General features: G+C 67.2%; 17 protein-coding genes. 8 read left to right on the forward strand and 9 right to left on the reverse strand.

The window, feature by feature from the left end; translation table 11 throughout:
* The first annotated feature begins 56 nt into the window (after positions 1-56).
* Entirely contained in the window at positions 57-1424 is a 1368-nt protein-coding gene (locus AC5Y5V_RS16180; protein ID WP_499937112.1) for a flavin monoamine oxidase family protein, read from the forward strand.
* A gap of 7 nt (positions 1425-1431) precedes the next feature.
* Here AC5Y5V_RS16180 and AC5Y5V_RS16185 read toward each other — a convergent pair whose 3' ends face one another.
* The 4 genes from AC5Y5V_RS16185 to AC5Y5V_RS16200 are packed head-to-tail and all read right to left on the reverse strand — an operon-like array spanning position 1432 to position 4371.
* Positions 1432-2040, reverse strand: a complete 609-nt coding sequence (locus AC5Y5V_RS16185) for a TetR/AcrR family transcriptional regulator (protein ID WP_499937114.1) — start codon at positions 2038-2040, stop codon at positions 1432-1434.
* On the reverse strand, positions 2037-2819 hold the full coding sequence (locus AC5Y5V_RS16190; protein WP_499937116.1) for an SDR family NAD(P)-dependent oxidoreductase: 783 nt from the start codon (positions 2817-2819) through the stop codon (positions 2037-2039). Before AC5Y5V_RS16190 ends, AC5Y5V_RS16185 begins: the two co-directional genes overlap by 4 nt.
* The gene (locus tag AC5Y5V_RS16195; protein WP_499937118.1) at positions 2816-3316 is read right to left on the reverse strand and encodes a VOC family protein; all 501 of its coding nucleotides are present in this window, start codon (positions 3314-3316) and stop codon (positions 2816-2818) included. Before AC5Y5V_RS16195 ends, AC5Y5V_RS16190 begins: the two co-directional genes overlap by 4 nt.
* Entirely contained in the window at positions 3313-4371 is a 1059-nt protein-coding gene (locus tag AC5Y5V_RS16200) for an NAD(P)H-dependent amine dehydrogenase family protein (RefSeq protein WP_499937120.1), read from the reverse strand. Before AC5Y5V_RS16200 ends, AC5Y5V_RS16195 begins: the two co-directional genes overlap by 4 nt.
* 142 nt (positions 4372-4513) lie before the next feature.
* Here AC5Y5V_RS16200 and AC5Y5V_RS16205 point away from each other — a divergent pair, with 142 nt between their 5' ends.
* Together AC5Y5V_RS16205 and AC5Y5V_RS16210 are read left to right on the forward strand one after the other, a co-directional pair.
* Positions 4514-5371 (forward strand): SDR family NAD(P)-dependent oxidoreductase, encoded by an 858-nt coding sequence (locus AC5Y5V_RS16205; RefSeq protein ID WP_499937122.1) that lies wholly within the window; start codon positions 4514-4516, stop codon positions 5369-5371.
* 72 nt (positions 5372-5443) lie between these two features.
* Positions 5444-5872, forward strand: a complete 429-nt coding sequence (locus AC5Y5V_RS16210) for a hypothetical protein (RefSeq protein ID WP_499937124.1) — start codon at positions 5444-5446, stop codon at positions 5870-5872.
* 6 nt (positions 5873-5878) lie between these two features.
* Here AC5Y5V_RS16210 and AC5Y5V_RS16215 read toward each other — a convergent pair whose 3' ends face one another.
* On the reverse strand, positions 5879-6742 hold the full coding sequence (locus AC5Y5V_RS16215) for a cyclopropane mycolic acid synthase family methyltransferase (RefSeq protein ID WP_499937126.1): 864 nt from the start codon (positions 6740-6742) through the stop codon (positions 5879-5881).
* Positions 6743-7090: 348 nt separating this feature from the next.
* On the opposite strand from AC5Y5V_RS16215, the gene AC5Y5V_RS16220 reads away from it, so the two are divergent.
* The 3 genes from AC5Y5V_RS16220 to AC5Y5V_RS16230 are packed head-to-tail and all read left to right on the forward strand — an operon-like array spanning position 7091 to position 9875.
* On the forward strand, positions 7091-8455 hold the full coding sequence (locus tag AC5Y5V_RS16220; RefSeq protein ID WP_499937128.1) for a WS/DGAT/MGAT family O-acyltransferase: 1365 nt from the start codon (positions 7091-7093) through the stop codon (positions 8453-8455).
* Positions 8456-8461: 6 nt separating this feature from the next.
* Positions 8462-8947: an NUDIX hydrolase gene (locus AC5Y5V_RS16225; RefSeq protein WP_499937132.1), complete on the forward strand. Its 486-nt coding sequence runs from the start codon at positions 8462-8464 to the stop codon at positions 8945-8947.
* 22 nt (positions 8948-8969) lie between these two features.
* A complete protein-coding gene (locus AC5Y5V_RS16230; RefSeq protein WP_499937137.1) occupies positions 8970-9875 on the forward strand; it encodes a haloalkane dehalogenase in 906 nt (301 codons plus the stop codon).
* Positions 9876-9985: 110 nt separating this feature from the next.
* Here AC5Y5V_RS16230 and AC5Y5V_RS16235 read toward each other — a convergent pair whose 3' ends face one another.
* The gene (locus AC5Y5V_RS16235; protein WP_499937140.1) at positions 9986-11062 is read right to left on the reverse strand and encodes a DUF2330 domain-containing protein; all 1077 of its coding nucleotides are present in this window, start codon (positions 11060-11062) and stop codon (positions 9986-9988) included.
* 71 nt (positions 11063-11133) lie between these two features.
* On the opposite strand from AC5Y5V_RS16235, the gene AC5Y5V_RS16240 reads away from it, so the two are divergent.
* The gene (locus AC5Y5V_RS16240; protein WP_499937145.1) at positions 11134-12384 is read left to right on the forward strand and encodes a cytochrome P450; all 1251 of its coding nucleotides are present in this window, start codon (positions 11134-11136) and stop codon (positions 12382-12384) included.
* Here AC5Y5V_RS16240 and AC5Y5V_RS16245 read toward each other — a convergent pair.
* Genes AC5Y5V_RS16245 through AC5Y5V_RS16255 form a run of 3 tightly spaced genes read right to left on the reverse strand, consistent with a single transcriptional unit; the run spans position 12335 to position 15983 of the window.
* Entirely contained in the window at positions 12335-12769 is a 435-nt protein-coding gene (locus tag AC5Y5V_RS16245) for a hypothetical protein (RefSeq protein ID WP_499937149.1), read from the reverse strand. The genes AC5Y5V_RS16240 and AC5Y5V_RS16245 overlap by 50 nt on opposite strands.
* Positions 12770-12778: 9 nt before the next feature.
* Positions 12779-13870 carry an ATP-dependent DNA ligase gene (locus tag AC5Y5V_RS16250; RefSeq protein WP_499937151.1) on the reverse strand — a complete coding sequence of 364 codons (1092 nt, stop codon included), beginning with the start codon at positions 13868-13870 and terminating at the stop codon, positions 12779-12781.
* 37 nt (positions 13871-13907) lie between these two features.
* Positions 13908-15983 carry a serine/threonine-protein kinase gene (locus AC5Y5V_RS16255; RefSeq protein WP_499937153.1) on the reverse strand — a complete coding sequence of 692 codons (2076 nt, stop codon included), beginning with the start codon at positions 15981-15983 and terminating at the stop codon, positions 13908-13910.
* Positions 15984-16128: 145 nt separating this feature from the next.
* Here AC5Y5V_RS16255 and ligD point away from each other — a divergent pair, with 145 nt between their 5' ends.
* The gene (gene ligD, locus AC5Y5V_RS16260; RefSeq protein WP_499937155.1) at positions 16129-17157 is read left to right on the forward strand and encodes a non-homologous end-joining DNA ligase; all 1029 of its coding nucleotides are present in this window, start codon (positions 16129-16131) and stop codon (positions 17155-17157) included.
* The last annotated feature ends 20 nt before the right edge of the window (positions 17158-17177 follow it).

The raw sequence follows: 17177 nt of genomic DNA on the forward strand, positions 1-17177 counted from the left end.
ACTGCCTTAACCTGTCAACTAAGTCATACGACTGTATTACTCCGAGAGGGGGTCGAATGACCGACGTGGATGTGGTCGTGGTCGGCGCCGGGCTGGCCGGGCTGTCGGCGGCCCGCAAGCTCGCGGCGGCCGGCAAGGCCGTACGGGTCCTCGAGGCCCGGGATCGGGTCGGCGGCCGCAACTTTGGCGGTTTTCTGAGCAACGGAGTACCGGTCGAATTGGGCGGCCAGTGGGTGGGGCCGGGCCAGGAAGCGGTGCTCGCGCTGATCGACGAACTCGGGCTAGAGACCTTCCCCACGTACGACACCGGGGACGCGATCTCGTTCTACGACGGGAAGGCGGTCCGGTATGCCGACGAGACGTTCGGCCTGCCGCTGGAGAGCCTCGCCGAAATCGGACGCCTGCTGGTGGAGATCGAGACGCTCGCCGCCACCGTGCCCACCTCGGCGCCCTGGGACGCCGAGAACGCTGCCGAACTGGACCGGCAGACCTTAGACGGGTGGTTGGCCGCGAACACGACGGACAGCCTGGCGCTGCGGTTCTACCGGCTGATCGTGCCCACCCTGTTCTGCGCGGAGACCCCCGAGCTGTCCTTCCTGCACTTCCTGTTCTACGTCCGTTCCGGCAACAGTCTCGCGACGATGCTGGCGGTAACCGGCGGCGCGCAGGAGACCCGCGTAGTCGGTGGGACCCACCGGATCTCGGAGCGGATGGCCGAGGGACTCGGCGATCGGGTGCAGCTCGGGGCGGTGGTCCGCACGATCACGCAGGAAGCGGACGGCGTCACCGTCGCCTACGAGGATGCGGCCGCCGCCCAGACGGGTGCCGTCCGGGCCGACCACGTCATCGTCGCGATCCCGCCGACCCTCGCGGGCCGGATCCGGTATCTGCCGCCCCTGCCCGCCGGTCGCGACGGCCTCACCCAGCAGTTCCCGGCCGGATCGGTGATCAAGATCCAGGTCGGATACCAGACCCCGTTCTGGCGCGAGGACGGTCTCAGCGGGTTCGCGAGCAGCCTGGACGATGCGTTCAGCGTCGTCATGGACAACTCCCCGCCCGACGGCTCCTGCGGTGTGCTCGTCGGATTCCTCGACGGCGCCCACGCCCGTCACGCGGCGCAGTTGCCCACCGAGCAACGTCACAAGCTCGTCGTCGACGCGCTGGTGAAGTACTTCGGCCCGCGCGCCGCCGAGCCGTTCGACATTCTCGAACAGGACTGGAACACAGAGGAATTCACCCGGGGGTGCTACGGTGGCCGCCTGACCGCCGGTGCGTTGACGTACTACGGCAGCGCGTTGGCCGCCCCCGTCGGCCGCATCCACTGGGCCGGGGCGGAGACCGCGCAGGTGTGGAGCGGCTACATGGACGGCGCGATCACCTCTGGCCGCCGTGCGGCCGACGAGATCCTCGCCGCCGGAGCCTGACGGCCTGCTACCTCCTCCAGTGCGGACTCTTGACGGCTTCGAGGGCCTCGGTCACGTAGCTGTCCAGCGCGCGCGGTCGCCGGGCGGATTGCAGCACCCAGCGTTGGAACCCGAAATCTGCTGCGGCGAAAGCGATTTGAACAAGCAGCCCAGGGCGGATGTCGACGTCGGGATCGGTGCCCATGCGTTCGGCGATCAGCCCGGTGGCCCGCTCCCGGTCGGCGGGGGTATGCAACGTGAGCCTGTCGAGCAGGCCGGGCGCCACCAGGAGGGCGGCGCGCCACTCTTCGGTGTCGGCCGCGTCGAAGGACCGCGTGCGCGTGGTCATGGCGTTGATCAGCGCGACGTCCGGTGCCTCATCGCTCGGCCTCTGCTCCAGCAGCGCCACAATCGCCGCTCCGCCATGGCGTACCGGCGCCAACAGCAGTTCGTCCTTGGTCGGCACGTGGCGAAAGAACGTGCGCGGGGAAACCCCTGCGGCAGCGGCAATCTCCTCCGTCGTCACCCCGTCATACCCGCGTTCGGCGAAGAGCCGGAAGGCCGCGCGCCGGATGTCGGCGCGGATCTGCGCGCGCTGCCTGTCGCGCAGGGACTCTGGCCGTGTCGGAAAGCTCACCGGAAGCAGCCGATTCCGCCGTCGATGTGAATGGTCTGCCCCGTGATGAACGTCGCGTCGGTGCTGAGTAGGAACGCCACAAGCGCGCCTACGTCGGTGCGGACGTCGCCGATCCGCTTCATCGGCACGCGGCGGACCGCCTTCGCGTAATCGTCTGGGGCGAACTGCTTCCACAGCTTGACGCCGTCGGATTCGGCGAACGGGCAGATGACATTGACGCGGATGTTGTCGCGGCCCCATTCCAAAGCCGCGACCTTCGACAGGCCGCGAATGGCTTCCTTCGCGGCGGCGTAACCGCCCCACTTCGGTTCGCCGCCGGTGCCCGTGCCCGAGCCGAGGTTCACGATCGACCCGCCGCCCGCCTCGACCATCAGTGGGTGCACGGCCTGCATCAGGAGAAAGCTCGCCCTCGGACCGACGTGGTATCCGAGCGCCAGGTCGGCGGGGGTGATGTCGACAAAAGCCTTGGGCTCGTTGGTCGCAATGGCGTTGTTGACCAAACCGTGCACCGTGCCGAAGGCGTCGACGGCGGACGCGACGATGCGCTGGGCGTTGTCCGGGTCGCGCAGGTCGGCGACCAACGACGCCACTCTGTTGGAGGAGGCCAGCGCCCCAAGCTCGGCGCACGTGTCACGCAGCTTGTCATCGAGGATGTCGACCAGCAGCACGGAGCCGCCGCGTTCCAACAGCGCGGCGGCGATGCCCTTGCCTACGCCCTGGGCGGCGCCGGTGACGATCGCGACGTGCCCGCGCATCGAGTCGGGGTGTGAGTAACTCATTCGACCGGTCCCAGTTGCAACCGCACGCCGCGGTGCATCTCGTACGTGCTGCGCACACCGCCGGGCAGCTCGATGAACTCGACCGCGGTCCCGTCCGGATCCTTGACGAAAAACATTCGCACCCCGCCGATTTCGAATGGTTCCTGGTCGGGTGTGTACCCCGCTTCGCTGATCCGCCGATGCGCGTCGTCCAGGTCGGGCACCGACAGCGACAGGTTGTGGATTCCCGTGGGACCCGGGCGCCGCGGCCGCGGGTCCGGCGGCGCCGCGCCGAGCGACAGCAGTTCGACCATCAACCCGCCCAGCAGTCCGCCGACCACGCGGCCCTCCTGCTTGCGCTTCGCGTGCAGCACCGCGTCGAAAGGCTCTCCGGAGATCAGGGTTTCGAAGACGATGTCCATGCCAAGCGTGTCGCGGTAGAACGCCAGCGCGCGGTCCATGTCGGTGACGCCCACGACGAGGTGGCAGAACGACACGTCGTCGAGCACGCCGGTCACGGTGCCGCGGTGCCGGCGAACAACGGCAGGTCGAGGTAGGTCTTGATGCCGGGCTCGGCGGCGCACACGTACGGAATCGCGTTGATGCAGTGGTTGGCGGTGACGACGATGCCCGGATTCCGTTTCAGCCCTTCGGCAATCGTCAGGGGTTGCAGGCCCTTGAAGGTCAGGCTGACATCCGGGTCGCCGGTGATCTCGACTTCGAAGCGTTCGCCGGCGTCGCCGAAGCTCCAGCCCGGGTCCAGGTTCTCCTCGCCCATGAGCCAGTTGACCGCCGCCGTGATGACCGGTTCCCCATCGGACAGGGCCTGCCAGCGGAACCGGCGCGCCGCCACCGTCCCCGCGGTGATCGGGAATGGGTCGTAGTCGATGTCGGACGTCGCCACCGCGATCTCCTGGATGGTCCTGATGTTGGGTTCGATACGAAAACCCATGCGGTCGGCGATCATTCGGACCGACATCTTGAAGCCGTTTTCGAGCAACGCGGCCATCGGTCCCTGCACGGCAGCCTCGGGGGTGCCGCCGAACCCCATGATGTGCCGGACGACGTCCGGGGCGTTGTAGGTGCGGATGTCGGAAAACTCTTCGGCCCGTACGTGAGTGACCGCCGACGACAGCGACGACAGCATCAGCGGGAATCGTTCCGTGATGCCGCCGGGGTGGATGCCCGACCCGTGCAGGGTCACGCCGGCCTCGACGGCGGCGTCGGCGATGGCCCGCACGCTCGGGTTGGTCAGGTCCGGGTACACCCAGCCGACGGGGGTCACCACGTTCTTACCGGACCGCAAGATCGCAATCACCTCGTCGTCGTTGGGGATCAGCGGGCTGTACATGACGCAGTCGGCATCCAGCGCCAGTACCTCGTCGATGTTGGAGGTCGCGGTCACGCCCAGCGGGGTGGTGCCGAGTATCTCGCCGACGTCGCGGCCGTTCTTGTCTGCGCTATGTACCCAGCAGCCGGCCAGCTGCAGCCGCGGGTGGTTCTGCACGCACTCGATCGCGGCCTTGCCGACGCCGCCGGTCGCCCATTGGATGACGCGCAACGGTTCACTCATGTTTTGACCTCCCGAGGATGGCGAGCAGACGCAAAAGCACCCGCACGCGCGGCGTGTCGGGGGCTTTTGCGTCTGCTCGGCGGTACTGGCACGCTATGACCAAATGGCAGCCACTGTCAACATCCCGGGGAAGGGTCGACCCATGAGCGTCCTTGACGGCAAGATCGCGATCGTCACCGGAACCAGCCGCGGCGTCGGCGTCGGCATCGCCCACGAACTGCTGCGCGCCGGCGCCACGGTCGTCGGCTGCTCACGCTCGCCCCTGGACGCCATGCCCGGCATCGAGGCCGCCTGGGCGGACCGTGCGTCGCAAAAGGTCTGCGACCAAGGCGATTACCGCTCGATCGACTCGTTCGTCGACGACGTCGTGGCCACCCACGGCCGCATCGACATCCTGGTCAACAACGCCGGCGGCACCGTGCCGGCGCCGCACGCGGAGAGCATTCCCGAGCTCGTCCAGCGCATTCAGGGCGCGCCCCGCGACGACGACGAGTATGCGCGCACGGCGCTGTTTCACGCCTTTGCCGTGCAGATGAACCTGATCAGTCCGCTGTGGTTCGCGATCCGCGCCTATCGGCAGATGCGCACCCAGGACGGCACCGGCTGCGTCATCAACATCTCCAGCGGTGCCGGGCATCCCGCCGGTTCGCCGACGCTGGTCTCCTACGGCGCGGCCAAGAGCGGGTTGAACCATCTCACCCGATCGCTCGCGCAGGAATGGGGACCGAAGGTTCGGGTCAACTGCGTCGCGCTGGGGCCGACGATGACCGAGAACTTCCGGTCGTTCGTGTTGCCGAAGGACGACCCGACCGGCGAGAAATACTTCGCCGCCGTGCCGTTGCATCGTGCGGGCGAGCCCGCGGAGGTCGGCCGCATCTGCGTCTTCCTGGCCGGCGGAGAAGCGGACTTCGTCAACGGGACGACCATCGAGTGCGACGGCGGCATGCTGCCCGGCGTGCTCTACGACGCGGGGTTGAAGACAATCACCGACTTGCTCTAAACGTCTGATAGCGGACGGCATTGGGCGGATACTGGCGTCAAGTCGTCGCGGTCAACGGTTGGGGAGGGCGCTATGCGTCGGGCACTTGTCGCAGCATTGGGGATCGTCAACGTCATGGCCGCCGGCGGCTGGGTGGCGGTGCCGCAGGCCACCGCGGAAAACCCGGTCTGCACCCCGACCTGGTGTTCGTTCTATCTCCCGTCGCACAACATCGGCTGCGAAATGAACTATCACCGCGGCAGCGGCATCGCCGACGAAACGTACTGCCAGTCCGAATCGCCGCCGCAGTCCGTGCGGTTGTCCACCAACGGCAGCGTCAAGCCCTGCACGGGCACGTCCTGCCTGGGCAACGCCGGACAGGGCACACCGACGCTCGCCTACGGCCAAAACGCGGCACTCGGCCCCTTCAACTGCCGCTCGGAGTCCACTGGGGTCACCTGCACGGTCACCTCGGGTCGCGGCTTCACCCTGTCGAACGCGGGAGTCGCGCCCGTCGGGTGATCGAAGCTACTTCTCCAGGGTGAACTGGTTGACGTCGATGTAGCCGTCGCGGAATGACTCGGCGCAGCCCGTCAGGTACTTCATGTACCGGTCGTAGACCTCTTCGGACTGGATCTCGATCGCTTCGTCGCGACGCGCCTGCAGCGCCTCGGCCCACATATCCAGGGTCCTGGCGTAGTGCAGCTGCAGCGACTGGCGGCGAGTCAGTCGGAAACCTCCCGTCGAGGCGTGCTGCTCCACCATGCCGATCGGTGGTAGCCGGCCGCCCGGGAAGATCTCCGTCAGGATGAACTTGGCGAAGCGGACATGCGAGAACGAGATGGGTAGTTTCCGCTCGGCGACCTCGTCACCCGACAGCACAGTGATCGTGTGCAGCAGCATCACGCCGTCGTCGGGCAGGACGGTGTAAGCCATCTTGAAGAAGTCGTCGTAGCGGTCGAAACCGAAGTGCTCGAACGCGCCGATCGAGACGATCCGGTCAACCGGTTCGCTGAACGCCTCCCAGCCGTTCAAGTACACCCGCCTGCGGCGCGGGCTGTCCATCTCGTCGAACGAGCGCTGTACGTGCGCGGCCTGGTTTTCCGACAGCGTCAGGCCGACGACGTTCACGTCGTACTTCTCGATCGCGCGCCGCATGGTGGCGCCCCAACCGCAGCCGACGTCCAGCAGCGTCATCCCCGGCTGCAGGCCCAGCTTGCCCAGCGCCAGGTCGATCTTGGCGGTCTGGGCCTCTTCCAGCGACATGTCGTCGCGCTCGAAGTAGGCGCAGCTGTAGGTCTGCGTGGGATCGAGAAATAGGCGAAAAAAATCGTCGGACAAGTCGTAATGTGCCTGCACATTGCCGAAATGGGGCGTCAGCTCCTGACCCATGAATCCAATGCCTTCCTGGACCCAAAGGCCCCCCCGCGGTGACACGGCGGGTTCCATGCCAAGCCCCGCAGACTTACCCCACGGGTGCACGAGTCAAACAATCGCTCGGTCCGGCACAGCCTACAGCAAATACGGCGGTGTCCCAGTCAGGCAAAAAGCGGTGCTCGGCTGTCCAGACGTGGGGCCGCTGTGCTGGGGCGAGGTGCTACCAGGGAAAATCACGGCGACGATCGGCCGGCAATGAGCGAATTTCACACTGTTGACACCGAGCGACTCGGTGACCAGGCGCGGGCAGTTGGACAGCGCCATCCGCCCACGATAGACACGCCCAAGGCGTCTAATGGGCGGATGGAAATGATGATGCCCACCGACTCGATGTTTCTTTTCGCCGAATCGCGTGAGCATCCGATGCACGTCGGCGGCCTGTCGCTGTACGAGCCGCCGCCGGGCGCCGGCCCCGACTTCGTCCGCGAGTTTTACGACGCGCTGGTCGCCAACCAGGATTTCCAACCCACCTTCCGCAAGCATCCCGCAACGCTGATGGGCGGAATCGTCCGCTTGGCCTGGGAATACGACAACGAAGTCGACGTCGACTACCACGTCCGACGCTCGGCGCTGCCGTCACCGGGGCGCGTCCGCGACCTGCTCGAGCTGTCGTCCATGCTGCACACCAGCCTGCTGGATCGGCACCGCCCGCTGTGGGAACTGCACGTGGTGGAGGGGTTGAAGGACGGCCGGTTCGCCATGTACGCCAAGATGCACCACGCCCTGATCGACGGTGTGTCGGCGATGAAACTGATGCAACGCACGCTGTCCGTCGACCCGGACGACTCCGAGGTCCGCCCGATGTGGAGCCTGCCGCGCAAGAAGCACAAGAAACCCTCCGGCGGCGGTTCATCCCGGCTGGGTGCGTTGACCGGATTGGCCGCTTCCGTTGCAGGCCTCGCCCCGTCGACGGTGAAGCTGGCCCGTTCCGCGCTGTTCGAGCAGCAGCTGACCCTGCCGTTCGCCGCGCCCCACACGATGCTCAACGTCAAGGTGGGCGGTGCCCGCCGGTGCGCCGCGCAGTCCTGGTCGCTGGACCGGGTCAAGGCCATCAAGCAGGCCGCCGGCGTGACCGTCAACGACGCAGTCCTGGCGATGTGCGCCGGTGCGCTGCGCTACTACCTGATCGAGCAGCACGCGCTGCCCGACACCCCGCTTGTCGCAATGGTTCCGGTGAGCCTGCGCTCGGAGGCCGACGCCGACGCCGGCGGCAATCAGGTCGGCAGCATCCTGTGCAACCTTGCCACCGATGTCGAGGACCCGAAGCAACGGATCGAGATCGTCAGCGAATCGATGCGCGCCAATAAGAAGGTGCTCTCCGAATTGCCGCGGCTGCAGGTGCTGGCGCTGTCGGCGCTGAACATGGCGCCGCTGACCCTGGCGGGCGTGCCGGGTTTCCTGCGCACGGTGCCGCCCCCGTTCAACATCGTCATCTCCAACGTGCCAGGACCGGCCGAGCAGATGTATTACGGCGGAGCCAGGCTGGACGGCAGCTACCCGCTGTCGAACATCCCGGACGGGCAGGCGCTGAACATCACGCTGGTCAACAACGCCGGCAACCTCGATTTCGGGCTGGTCGGGTGCCGTCGCAGCCTGCCGCATCTGCAGCGGCTGCTGACCCACCTGGAGGAGTCGCTCAAAGACCTGGAACGCGTCTTCGGGATCTGAGGGCCCATGCCGAAACTCAGTGCCGGGGTGCTGCTGCATCGCGCGTGCGACGGCGTCGTGGAAGTCCTGCTGGCCCATCCCGGTGGCCCGTTCTGGGCGCGCAAGGACGACGGGGCCTGGTCGATCCCGAAGGGCGAGTACGACGACGGCGACGACCCTTGGGCGACGGCGCGGCGGGAGTTCGCAGAGGAACTCGGCCTGCCGCTGCCGGCCGGCCCGCGAATCGAACTCGGCGCGGTGAAACAGCCCGGTGGGAAGGTGGTCACCGCTTTCGGAGTGCAGGGAGACCTGGACATCGACAAAACCCGCAGCAACACCTTCGAATTGGAGTGGCCCAAGGGCTCGGGCAGGGTGCGGGAGTTCCCCGAGGTCGACCGGGTCGGCTGGTTTTCGGTGGCGCAGGCGCGCGTCAAGCTACTCAAGGGGCAGCGCGTGTTTCTCGATCGGTTGATGGCGCATCCGGATCTGGCGGGGCACGGTGAGGGGGCTTGAGTGCCCGAGTATGTTCGCAGGCATGCAGACGCTGCGAACGCCCGACGAACGCTTCGATGACCTACCCGACTTCCCTTATGCACCAAACTATTACGACCTTCCCGATGGGGAGGGTGGGACCCTGCGGGTCGCCTGGGTCGAGGATGGCCCGGACACCGCAGCACCCATCCTGATGCTGCACGGTGAGCCGTCGTGGTCCTTCCTGTACCGCAAGATGATCCCGATCCTCGCGGCCGACGGGCACCGCGTCGTCTGCCCCGATCTCGTGGGCTTCGGCCGTTCGGACAAACCGACGCGGATCGAAGACCACAGCTACGCAAGGCATGTCGAATGGATGCGCGCGCTGGCCTTCGACGTCCTGGACCTGCGCGACGTGACCCTGGTCTGCCAGGACTGGGGTGGGCTGATCGGCCTGCGGTTGGCCGCCGAGCATCCCGAGCGCTTCCGCCGACTGGTGGTCGCCAACACTGGCCTGCCGAATGGGCAGGTGTCGATGCCGAAGATCTGGTGGCGGTTCCGCGAGGCGATCCAGACCCGGCCGGACCTGAACATCGGCTGGTTCGTCCAGGGCGGCTGCCGGACGCAGCTGAGCGACGAGGTGCGGGCCGGCTACGATGCGCCATTCCCCGACGACGCGTATTGCGTTGGGCCGCGGGCCTTGCCGGGGCTAGTGCCCACCTCGCCTGATGACCCCGCCGCGGCCGCCAACACGGCGGCGTGGCAGAAGCTGTCCGTGAGCCCGACGCCGATGTTGGTCGCCTTCAGCGACAGCGACCCCATCACCGGCGCGATGGGCCCGCTGTTTCAGCGGACCATGCGCGGCGCCCAAGGCATCGATCACCCCGTGGTGACGGGCGCCGGGCACTTCCTGCAGGAGGACGCCGGCGAGGAACTGGCCCATCACATCGTCGAGTTCCTGCGCCGCTAGTGACGTCGAGTGTCGGGTTTTTTGCGGGGGCCGTGACATAAGTGGACATTCGCCCGGCTGGGTCGTTGCGACGGGCCCGCGCCGGACTCGGATGCGCCGCCGGTTCGGTGCTAGTTCATGGGCGGGTGACCGGCACGCCGACGTCGGCGGACCACGAATATCGCCCCGGCCGTGATCGCGCCAAACAGCAGCACGGCCAACAGGATCGGTTCGACCACGATGTCGACGTAATCGTTGGCGTAGACCACCTGCCGGTACGCGTCGTCCTTCGCTGCGTCGCCGAAGGTGAAATCTGACGTGATCTGGTCCGGCTTGGCGATATCCACCTCCAGCTTGGTCAGGTAACGGCCGTGGTTTCCGCTCAACTCGCGCAGCAGTGGGTCGTGCACGCTGCCGGACACGTTGCCGGCGAACTGGACGTGCGTGGTGGATTCGGCGACGTCAGAGTCGGTGCGCTGCTGGCGATGTTCGGCCAGGGTGAAGATCGTGACGCGCTGGGCGCCCGTGGCCGCGACCGACAAGCGCATTGGGTAAACCAGCCGCGACGACTGGAAGGTCATCCGCACCGGCTTGAGCCCACCCACGATCGGGGCGGTGCTGGTGAGCCGTATCGCCACGAACGCCCAGCCGTCACGCACGTAGGGATCCAGCGCGGCCGACACCGCCGGGCGGATGGCGTAACCGTTGTCGGCCAACCATTTCCGCAGCCCGGCCAGGTCGCCGCCGGCCAGCGTGGTCGCCTCCAGCGGGCCGAGCTGCACCTGGTTGACGACGTTGGGGGCGCCGGTGCGGGCTGCGTCGCCATGCGCGGACATGGCGAACAGTGATCCCACCCGCCACTGCCGGCGCTTCTTGACCTCCGGCGCGGTGAGCGAGTCCAGCTCGGTGAAGGTGGCCTGCTCCGCCGCCGCGACGGTCGGCGGCGTAGGGGTCGGCACCACCAACGCGACGTTGTCCGTGCTGGCGTTCAGCGCGAGCTGCATGACGATGTTCTCGACCGAGCCATCCCAATGCACAAGCGCGACTTCGTGGTTCATCGTCGCCCGCGAGTTGGGCGGGGCTATGACGGCGCCGCACGCGCACGCCCGGCCCGGCGCGGCCAGCGCGACGGCCGCCATGGCGGACCAGGCCAGCAGCACGACGGTCACGGCCATTCGGGCCCGTCGGCGCGCGCGCAGCACCGTCATGGCCCACATGCTACGTCCGGTTCGGCGGACGCGGTCCGGTTCGCGCGCCGCGGTGTGCGGACAATGGGGGAATGACGACGCCGGACATCGACCACACGGAGGAAGCCGAAGCTCAAGCATCGTTGCTTGAGCTACTGAATCCGGCCAACCGCGCCGATCCCTACCCGATATACGCGCGGCTTCGGCAGCGCGGACCGCTGCTGCTGCCCGAGGTCAACCTGGCCGTCTTCTCGGCGTATCGGGACTGCGACGACATCTTGCGGCACCCGTTGTCGAGCAGCGACCAGATGAAGTCGGCGGTCACGGAGCAGCGGATCCGCGACGGTGCGACGCCCCCGGAGTACCCGCCCGGATTCTTGTTCCTCGACCCGCCCGACCACACGCGGCTGCGCAAACTGGTCAGCAAGGCGTTCGCCCCGAAAATGGTGAACGCGTTGCAACCCGACATCAGGACCCTGGTGGACGAACTGCTGGACCGGATCGCCGAGCGGGGCCCGTTTAACGTGGTCGACGACTTCGCCTATCCGCTGCCCGTGGCCGTCATCTGCCGGTTGCTGGGCGTGCCGTTGGAGGATGAACCGCTCTTCAGCCGGGCGTCAGGGCTGCTGGCGCAGGCCTTGGACCCCTTCATGACGTTCACCGGCGAACCCTCGGAGGGTATGAACGAGTACATCGACGCGGGCGCGTGGCTGCGGCGATACCTGCACGATCTGATCGAGCGGCGACGTTCGCGGCCCGGCGAAGACCTGTTGTCGGGTCTGATCGCGGTGGAAGAGTCCGGCGACCAGTTGACCGAGGCGGAGATCGTCTCCACCTGTGTGCTGCTGCTGGTCGCCGGTCATGAGACGACGGTCAACCTGATCGCCAATGCGGTACAGGCGATGCTGCGCAACCCGCTCGAGTGGGCCGCGCTGGGCGCAGACCCCACCCGGGTGGCCGCCGTCATCGAGGAGACCCTGCGTTACGACCCGCCGGTGCAGATGGTCGCCCGAGTTGCGCTCGACGACATAGCGGTTGGCGGCGTCGACGTGCCCGCCGGCGACGTGATGATGCTGCTGCTCGCCGCGGCGCAGCGCGATCCCGCCGAGTTCGAACGGCCCGACGACTTCGATCCGGACCGGAGAACGTTGCGGCACCTGGGTTTCGGCCGCGGCGCGCACTATTGCCTGGGAGCGCCCCTGGCGCGGCTGGAGGCCGGGGTCGCCCTCTCGGCGCTGACGGCGCGTTTCCCCGGCGCCCGCCTGGACGGCGATCCGCAGTACAAGACGAACGTCACCCTTCGGGGCCTGTCGGCGCTGACGGTTGCGGTTCGACAAGCTTGATCGAAATCGGTATGGGAGTGGCCAGTTCGGCGATGCCGTAGGAGTCGTAGTAGGCGCCGATGGTGTATTCGCCTTCGCCCGAGATCACGAACGGGAACGGGTGGGTGAAGCACCGGTACTTGGACCGCTTGTCCTCGTCGTCGGGCCAGTGCCAGGACGATTCGATGCTGCCCTGCCGCTTCCCATCGGGGTCTTTGCACACGATGTACAGCTGCGGGTCGTAGTCCGTGCCGGCGTGTGCATGCACCACGACGATCAGCGGAATCGTTACCTCTAAGGGGAATTCGGAGACCTCAAAGCAGGTCGTGGGGATGCGCGACGCGTTGAGCGCTCCGTCGTCGTCGAAGGCGGCGTCACCCGCCACCAACAGCGCGGCTATATGCACGACGACAGCTTAACGGGGGTCCGCGTCGTCGGGCACCAGTCCGGGAACAATGTCGGTCAGGCGGAACGTGAGTGGCTGTTCGAGTTGTTCGTAGTTGCACGAACGCGGATCACGGTCGGGGCGCCAGCGGTTGAACTGGGCCGTGTGGCGGAACCGCCGGCCCTCCATGTGGTCGTAGCGCACCTCGACGACCCGCTCGGGCCGCAGCGGAACGAACGAGAGGTCCTTGCCGGCGTTCCAGCGCGAGAACTCGTTCTTGCGCGGGGTACGTTCGCCGGCCTCGTGGGCGGCCCAGTTCCACGGGTGGTTGTCGAATGTGGTTACCAACGGCTGTAATTCGGTGAACAGCCGCCGCCGCTCAGCCATCGGGAAGGCGCCGATGACGCCCACCGACGCGAGTTGCCCGTCGGGCTGGTACAGGCCCAGCAACAGCGAACCGATTGTGTCGCCGCCTGATTTGTGTACGCGGTAGCCCGCGACGACGCAGTCGGCGGTGCGCTCGTGCTTGATCTTGAACATGACGCGCTTGTCGGGCTGATAGGTGACGTTGAGCGGCTTGGCGATCACCCCGTCGAGGCCGGCTCCCTCGAACTCAGAGAACCAGCGCTGCGCGGTGTCCTGGTCTGTGGTCGCCGGGGTGATGTGAACCGAGCGGCCGGCGTCGGCCCCGGCCACGGCGTCGACCAGCGCGGCGCGCCGCTCGCTGAACGGTCGCCGGGTGTAGTCGTCGTCGCCGAGGGCGAGCAGGTCGAACGCGATGAACGACGCCGGCGTCTGCTCGGCCAACAACCGCACCCGTGAATCGGCCGGATGGATGCGCTGCTGCAGCGCCTCGAAATCCAAGCCGTGTTCGGTCGCGACCACGATCTCGCCGTCGATCACACAACGTGACGGCAGCTCGGCCTTGACCGCGGCGACCAGCTCGGGAAAGTAGCGGGTCATCGGCCGTTCGTTGCGGCTGCCCAGCTCGACGGCGTCACCGTCGCGAAAGCAGATGGACCGGAAGCCATCCCATTTGGGCTCGTACGATGCGCCCGCCGGGATCGTCTTGACCGACTTGGCCAGCATCGGCGACACGGGCGGCATGACGGGTAGGTCCATTGCTTCATTGTGGCGTCCCGTCGGCCGGGGCGACGGTTCAGTCCCTAATGCGGGTGAACGTCTGGTCGTAGGGGCCGCCCTTGCACGCGGTGCCCGTGGGATTTTCCATGCCGTGGCCGGTGAGCGTCATGATCGGGTCCTGCGCCGGCTTGGGCAGCGGGAATTGGCCGGTGAAGGTGACATGGCTGATGCCGCCGGCTGCGCAGGGGACGTCTTCCTCCGAGTTCCGCGTCCAGTTTCCATTGCCGAACATGAACAGTTGATGGCTACTGAAGTCGGTCAGCACGAAGCGGCTCAGGCAGCGTTCGCCGGTGCGCAGGCAGAACGTATCGACGCTGAAGTCCTCGTCGCCCGGTCTGGCTTGGCCGCCGCCGGTGACCTTCGAGCGGTAGAAGCCGTGCAGCGCCAGTGCGGGGGAGGTCACCCGGTTCGGCAGGGTGGCTGGGTCGGTCAGGCCGGTGAAGTTGGTGTCACCGGTGCGGGTGAAGGTGACGCTGCGTTTGCTGTAGCAGTCCAGGGAGTCTTCGATCCATTCGCCGGCCATGCTGCCGTCCGGGCGGGGCCGCAGGTAGACCCAGTGCCATTCTTCGATGTCGTGGCCGTGGCATTTCTCGGTGTCCAGCACGACGGCGATCCAGCGGCCGTTGATGTCGTCGAACACCATGTTGGTCGGGTGCACAAAGGTGCCCGCACTGCGTACCGCGCTGGCCACGCAGCCTTTCCCGCCGCATACCGAGCGCAGTTTCCAGGTCTCGTTGCCGGGGGGGTCGTTGCCTTGTTCCTCCCTGCCCGCCATGTTCAGGCTCGGACCGAGCGCCACGGTGTAGGTGCCGGTGAAGGGGCCGCTGTTGGGTTGGGGCGCGTCGCTTCCGCCGCCCGCCGAACCGGATTTGCTGCTGCCTCCGCTCAACGCGATGGCGGCGACGATGCCGATGATCGCGACCACCGCCGCGATGCTGCTCGCCAGGATGATGCGCTTCCGCTTGGCGTCCGCGCCGCCGGTCGGCGGGTTGGCGGCGGCCGGCGGGCTGCCGCCGCCCGCGGGACCGTCGTTGCCGTAACCGCCGCTCGGTGGAGGATACGGCTGGTAGTGAGTCGGGTCGGACAAAGACGGGTCGCGGCCGGCTTCCGAATAATCGCGATACTCGCGGCTCGGCACCGAATAGTCGCCGCTGGGTACCGGATAGTCGCCGGGCACCGGTTGCTCGCCGCTGGCGCCGGGATAGTAGTTCCGCGGTATCTGCATTTGCTGCGTTTCGACCGGGTCGGCACGATGCGCGGAGGCCGGCAACGCCGACGGTTGGCTGATCGCGCTGCGGGCCGCCGAAGCCATCTCGGTCACCGTCGGATAGCGCTGCTCGGGCATCTTGGCCATGCCGGTCGCGATGACCTTGTCGAGTTGTGCCGGTACGCCGTTGCGCAGTGCCGACGGCCTGGGCGGCGGCGAAGTCAGATGGCCGCCGATTTGTTGTTCGAGGCTCTCGCCCGGGAAGGGCTGTCTGCCGGTCAGGCACTCGTGCAACACGCACGCCAGGGCGTACTGGTCCACCCGCGGATCGACCTGCGCGCTGCTGAGCCGCTCGGGTGCCATGTAGGCCCAGGTCCCGATCACGTTGCCGGTGCCCGTCATTCGGGTTTCGGTGGCGGTGCGGGCGAGGCCGAAATCGATCAGGTAGGCGAAGTCGTTCTCGGTGACCAGGATGTTGGAAGGCTTGACGTCGCGGTGCACCAGCCCGACCCGGTGCGCGTCCTGCAGCGCCGAGGCGACCTGCTCGATGATCTTGACGGCGCGTTCGGGCGCCAGCGGCCCCTCGCCGATGACGGCCTGCAGGTCGCGGCCCTTGATCAGCCGCATGTCGACATAGAGCCGGCCGCCGATCTCACCGAAGTGGTGAATCGGCACCACGTGCGGATCGTTGAGTCCCGCCGCGGCCAGGGCCTCCCGACGGAACCGCTGCTCGAACGACGGATCGCTGGCAAGGCTCGCCGACAGCACCTTTACCGCGACCGTGCGCTGGGTTTCGGTGTCGAAGGCGCGCCAGACCTCACCCATGCCGCCGCGGCCCAACAGCTCGATCAGCCGGTACCGGCCGAACGGAGTTCCATCGACCACCAACGCCCCCTCAACACCTGTGACCAAACCGTCAGCAAACAGACTAGGGCCTCCTGGCGGAGCCGCAAGGCGTACTCAAATGCAACTCATAAGTTAGCTGGTGTCGCTTCGACCGTGACCGTGTCCGGCGTGCTGGAATCGATGTATGCCCGCTGCAGCAGAAGAACTCGACATTGACGGCGTCTCGGTGCGGCTGACCAATCGAGACAAGGTGTATTTTCCCAAGCTCGGGTCGAAGGGAACCAAGGGTCGGCTGGTCGAGTACTACCGGGCGGTGGCCGGCGGTCCGATGCTGTCCGCGCTGCGTGACCGGCCGACGCACCTGCAGCGGTTCCCCGACGGCATCGACGGCGAGGAGATCTACCAGAAGCGGGTGCCGCAACACCATCCGGACTACTTGCAGACCTGCCGGGTGACATTCCCGTCGGGACGCACCGCCGACGCGCTGAAGGTGACCCATCCCTCGGCGATCGTGTGGGCGGCGCAGATGGGCACGATCACGCTGCATCCCTGGCAGGTGCGTTGTCCCGACACCGAACACCCCGACGAGCTGCGCATCGACCTGGATCCGCAGCCCGGGACCGGCTTCAACGAGGCGCGCCAGGTCGCTGTCGGCGTGCTGCGACCGGTGCTCGACGAACTCGGCCTGACCGGCTACCCCAAGACGTCGGGAGGCCGCGGGATCCACGTGTTCCTGCGGATCACCACCGACTGGGACTTCATCTCCGTACGCCGCGCGGGCATCGCGCTGGCCCGCGAGGTCGAGCGTCGGGCGCCCGACGCGGTAACCACGTCGTGGTGGAAGGAAGAACGTGGCGAACGGATCTTCATCGACTTCAACCAGAACGCCCGCGATCGCACCATGGCCTCGCCGTATTCGGTGCGCCGAACCCCAATCGCGACCGTATCGACGCCGTTGACCTGGGACGAGCTGGCCGACGCCGATCCGGACGACTACACCATGGACACCGTGCCTGAGCTGGTGGCGCGCCGTGACGACCCGTGGGCCGGCATGGACGATATGGCCCAGTCGATCGCGCCCTTGCTGGAACTGGTCGCTGCCGACGAGGAACGCGGGCTCGGCGACATGCCTTACCCCCCGAACTACCCCAAGATGCCGGGCGAGCCGAAACGGGTCCAGCCGAGTAAGGATAGGGATCTGAAGAGAACTTGATCTGAGAAAGATAAGAGCTC

Source organism: Mycobacterium sp. NGS68 (genome assembly GCF_059812195.1).

Bases quoted from the DNA above. Each gene is read 5' to 3' on its own strand.
- AC5Y5V_RS16180 (WP_499937112.1), top strand. From the start codon at position 57: ATGACCGACGTGGATGTGGTCGTGGTCGGCGCCGGGCTGGCCGGGCTG.
- AC5Y5V_RS16220 (WP_499937128.1), top strand. From the start codon at position 7,091: ATGGAAATGATGATGCCCACCGACTCGATGTTTCTTTTCGCCGAATCG.
- AC5Y5V_RS16240 (WP_499937145.1), top strand. From the start codon at position 11,134: ATGACGACGCCGGACATCGACCACACGGAGGAAGCCGAAGCTCAAGCA.
- AC5Y5V_RS16200 (WP_499937120.1), bottom strand. From the start codon at position 4,371: ATGAGTGAACCGTTGCGCGTCATCCAATGGGCGACCGGCGGCGTCGGC.
- AC5Y5V_RS16210 (WP_499937124.1), top strand. From the start codon at position 5,444: ATGCGTCGGGCACTTGTCGCAGCATTGGGGATCGTCAACGTCATGGCC.
- AC5Y5V_RS16225 (WP_499937132.1), top strand. From the start codon at position 8,462: ATGCCGAAACTCAGTGCCGGGGTGCTGCTGCATCGCGCGTGCGACGGC.
- AC5Y5V_RS16205 (WP_499937122.1), top strand. From the start codon at position 4,514: ATGAGCGTCCTTGACGGCAAGATCGCGATCGTCACCGGAACCAGCCGC.
- AC5Y5V_RS16235 (WP_499937140.1), bottom strand. From the start codon at position 11,062: ATGACGGTGCTGCGCGCGCGCCGACGGGCCCGAATGGCCGTGACCGTC.
- AC5Y5V_RS16250 (WP_499937151.1), bottom strand. From the start codon at position 13,870: ATGGACCTACCCGTCATGCCGCCCGTGTCGCCGATGCTGGCCAAGTCG.
- ligD (WP_499937155.1), top strand. From the start codon at position 16,129: ATGCCCGCTGCAGCAGAAGAACTCGACATTGACGGCGTCTCGGTGCGG.
- AC5Y5V_RS16230 (WP_499937137.1), top strand. From the start codon at position 8,970: ATGCAGACGCTGCGAACGCCCGACGAACGCTTCGATGACCTACCCGAC.
- AC5Y5V_RS16215 (WP_499937126.1), bottom strand. From the start codon at position 6,742: ATGGGTCAGGAGCTGACGCCCCATTTCGGCAATGTGCAGGCACATTAC.
- AC5Y5V_RS16190 (WP_499937116.1), bottom strand. From the start codon at position 2,819: ATGAGTTACTCACACCCCGACTCGATGCGCGGGCACGTCGCGATCGTC.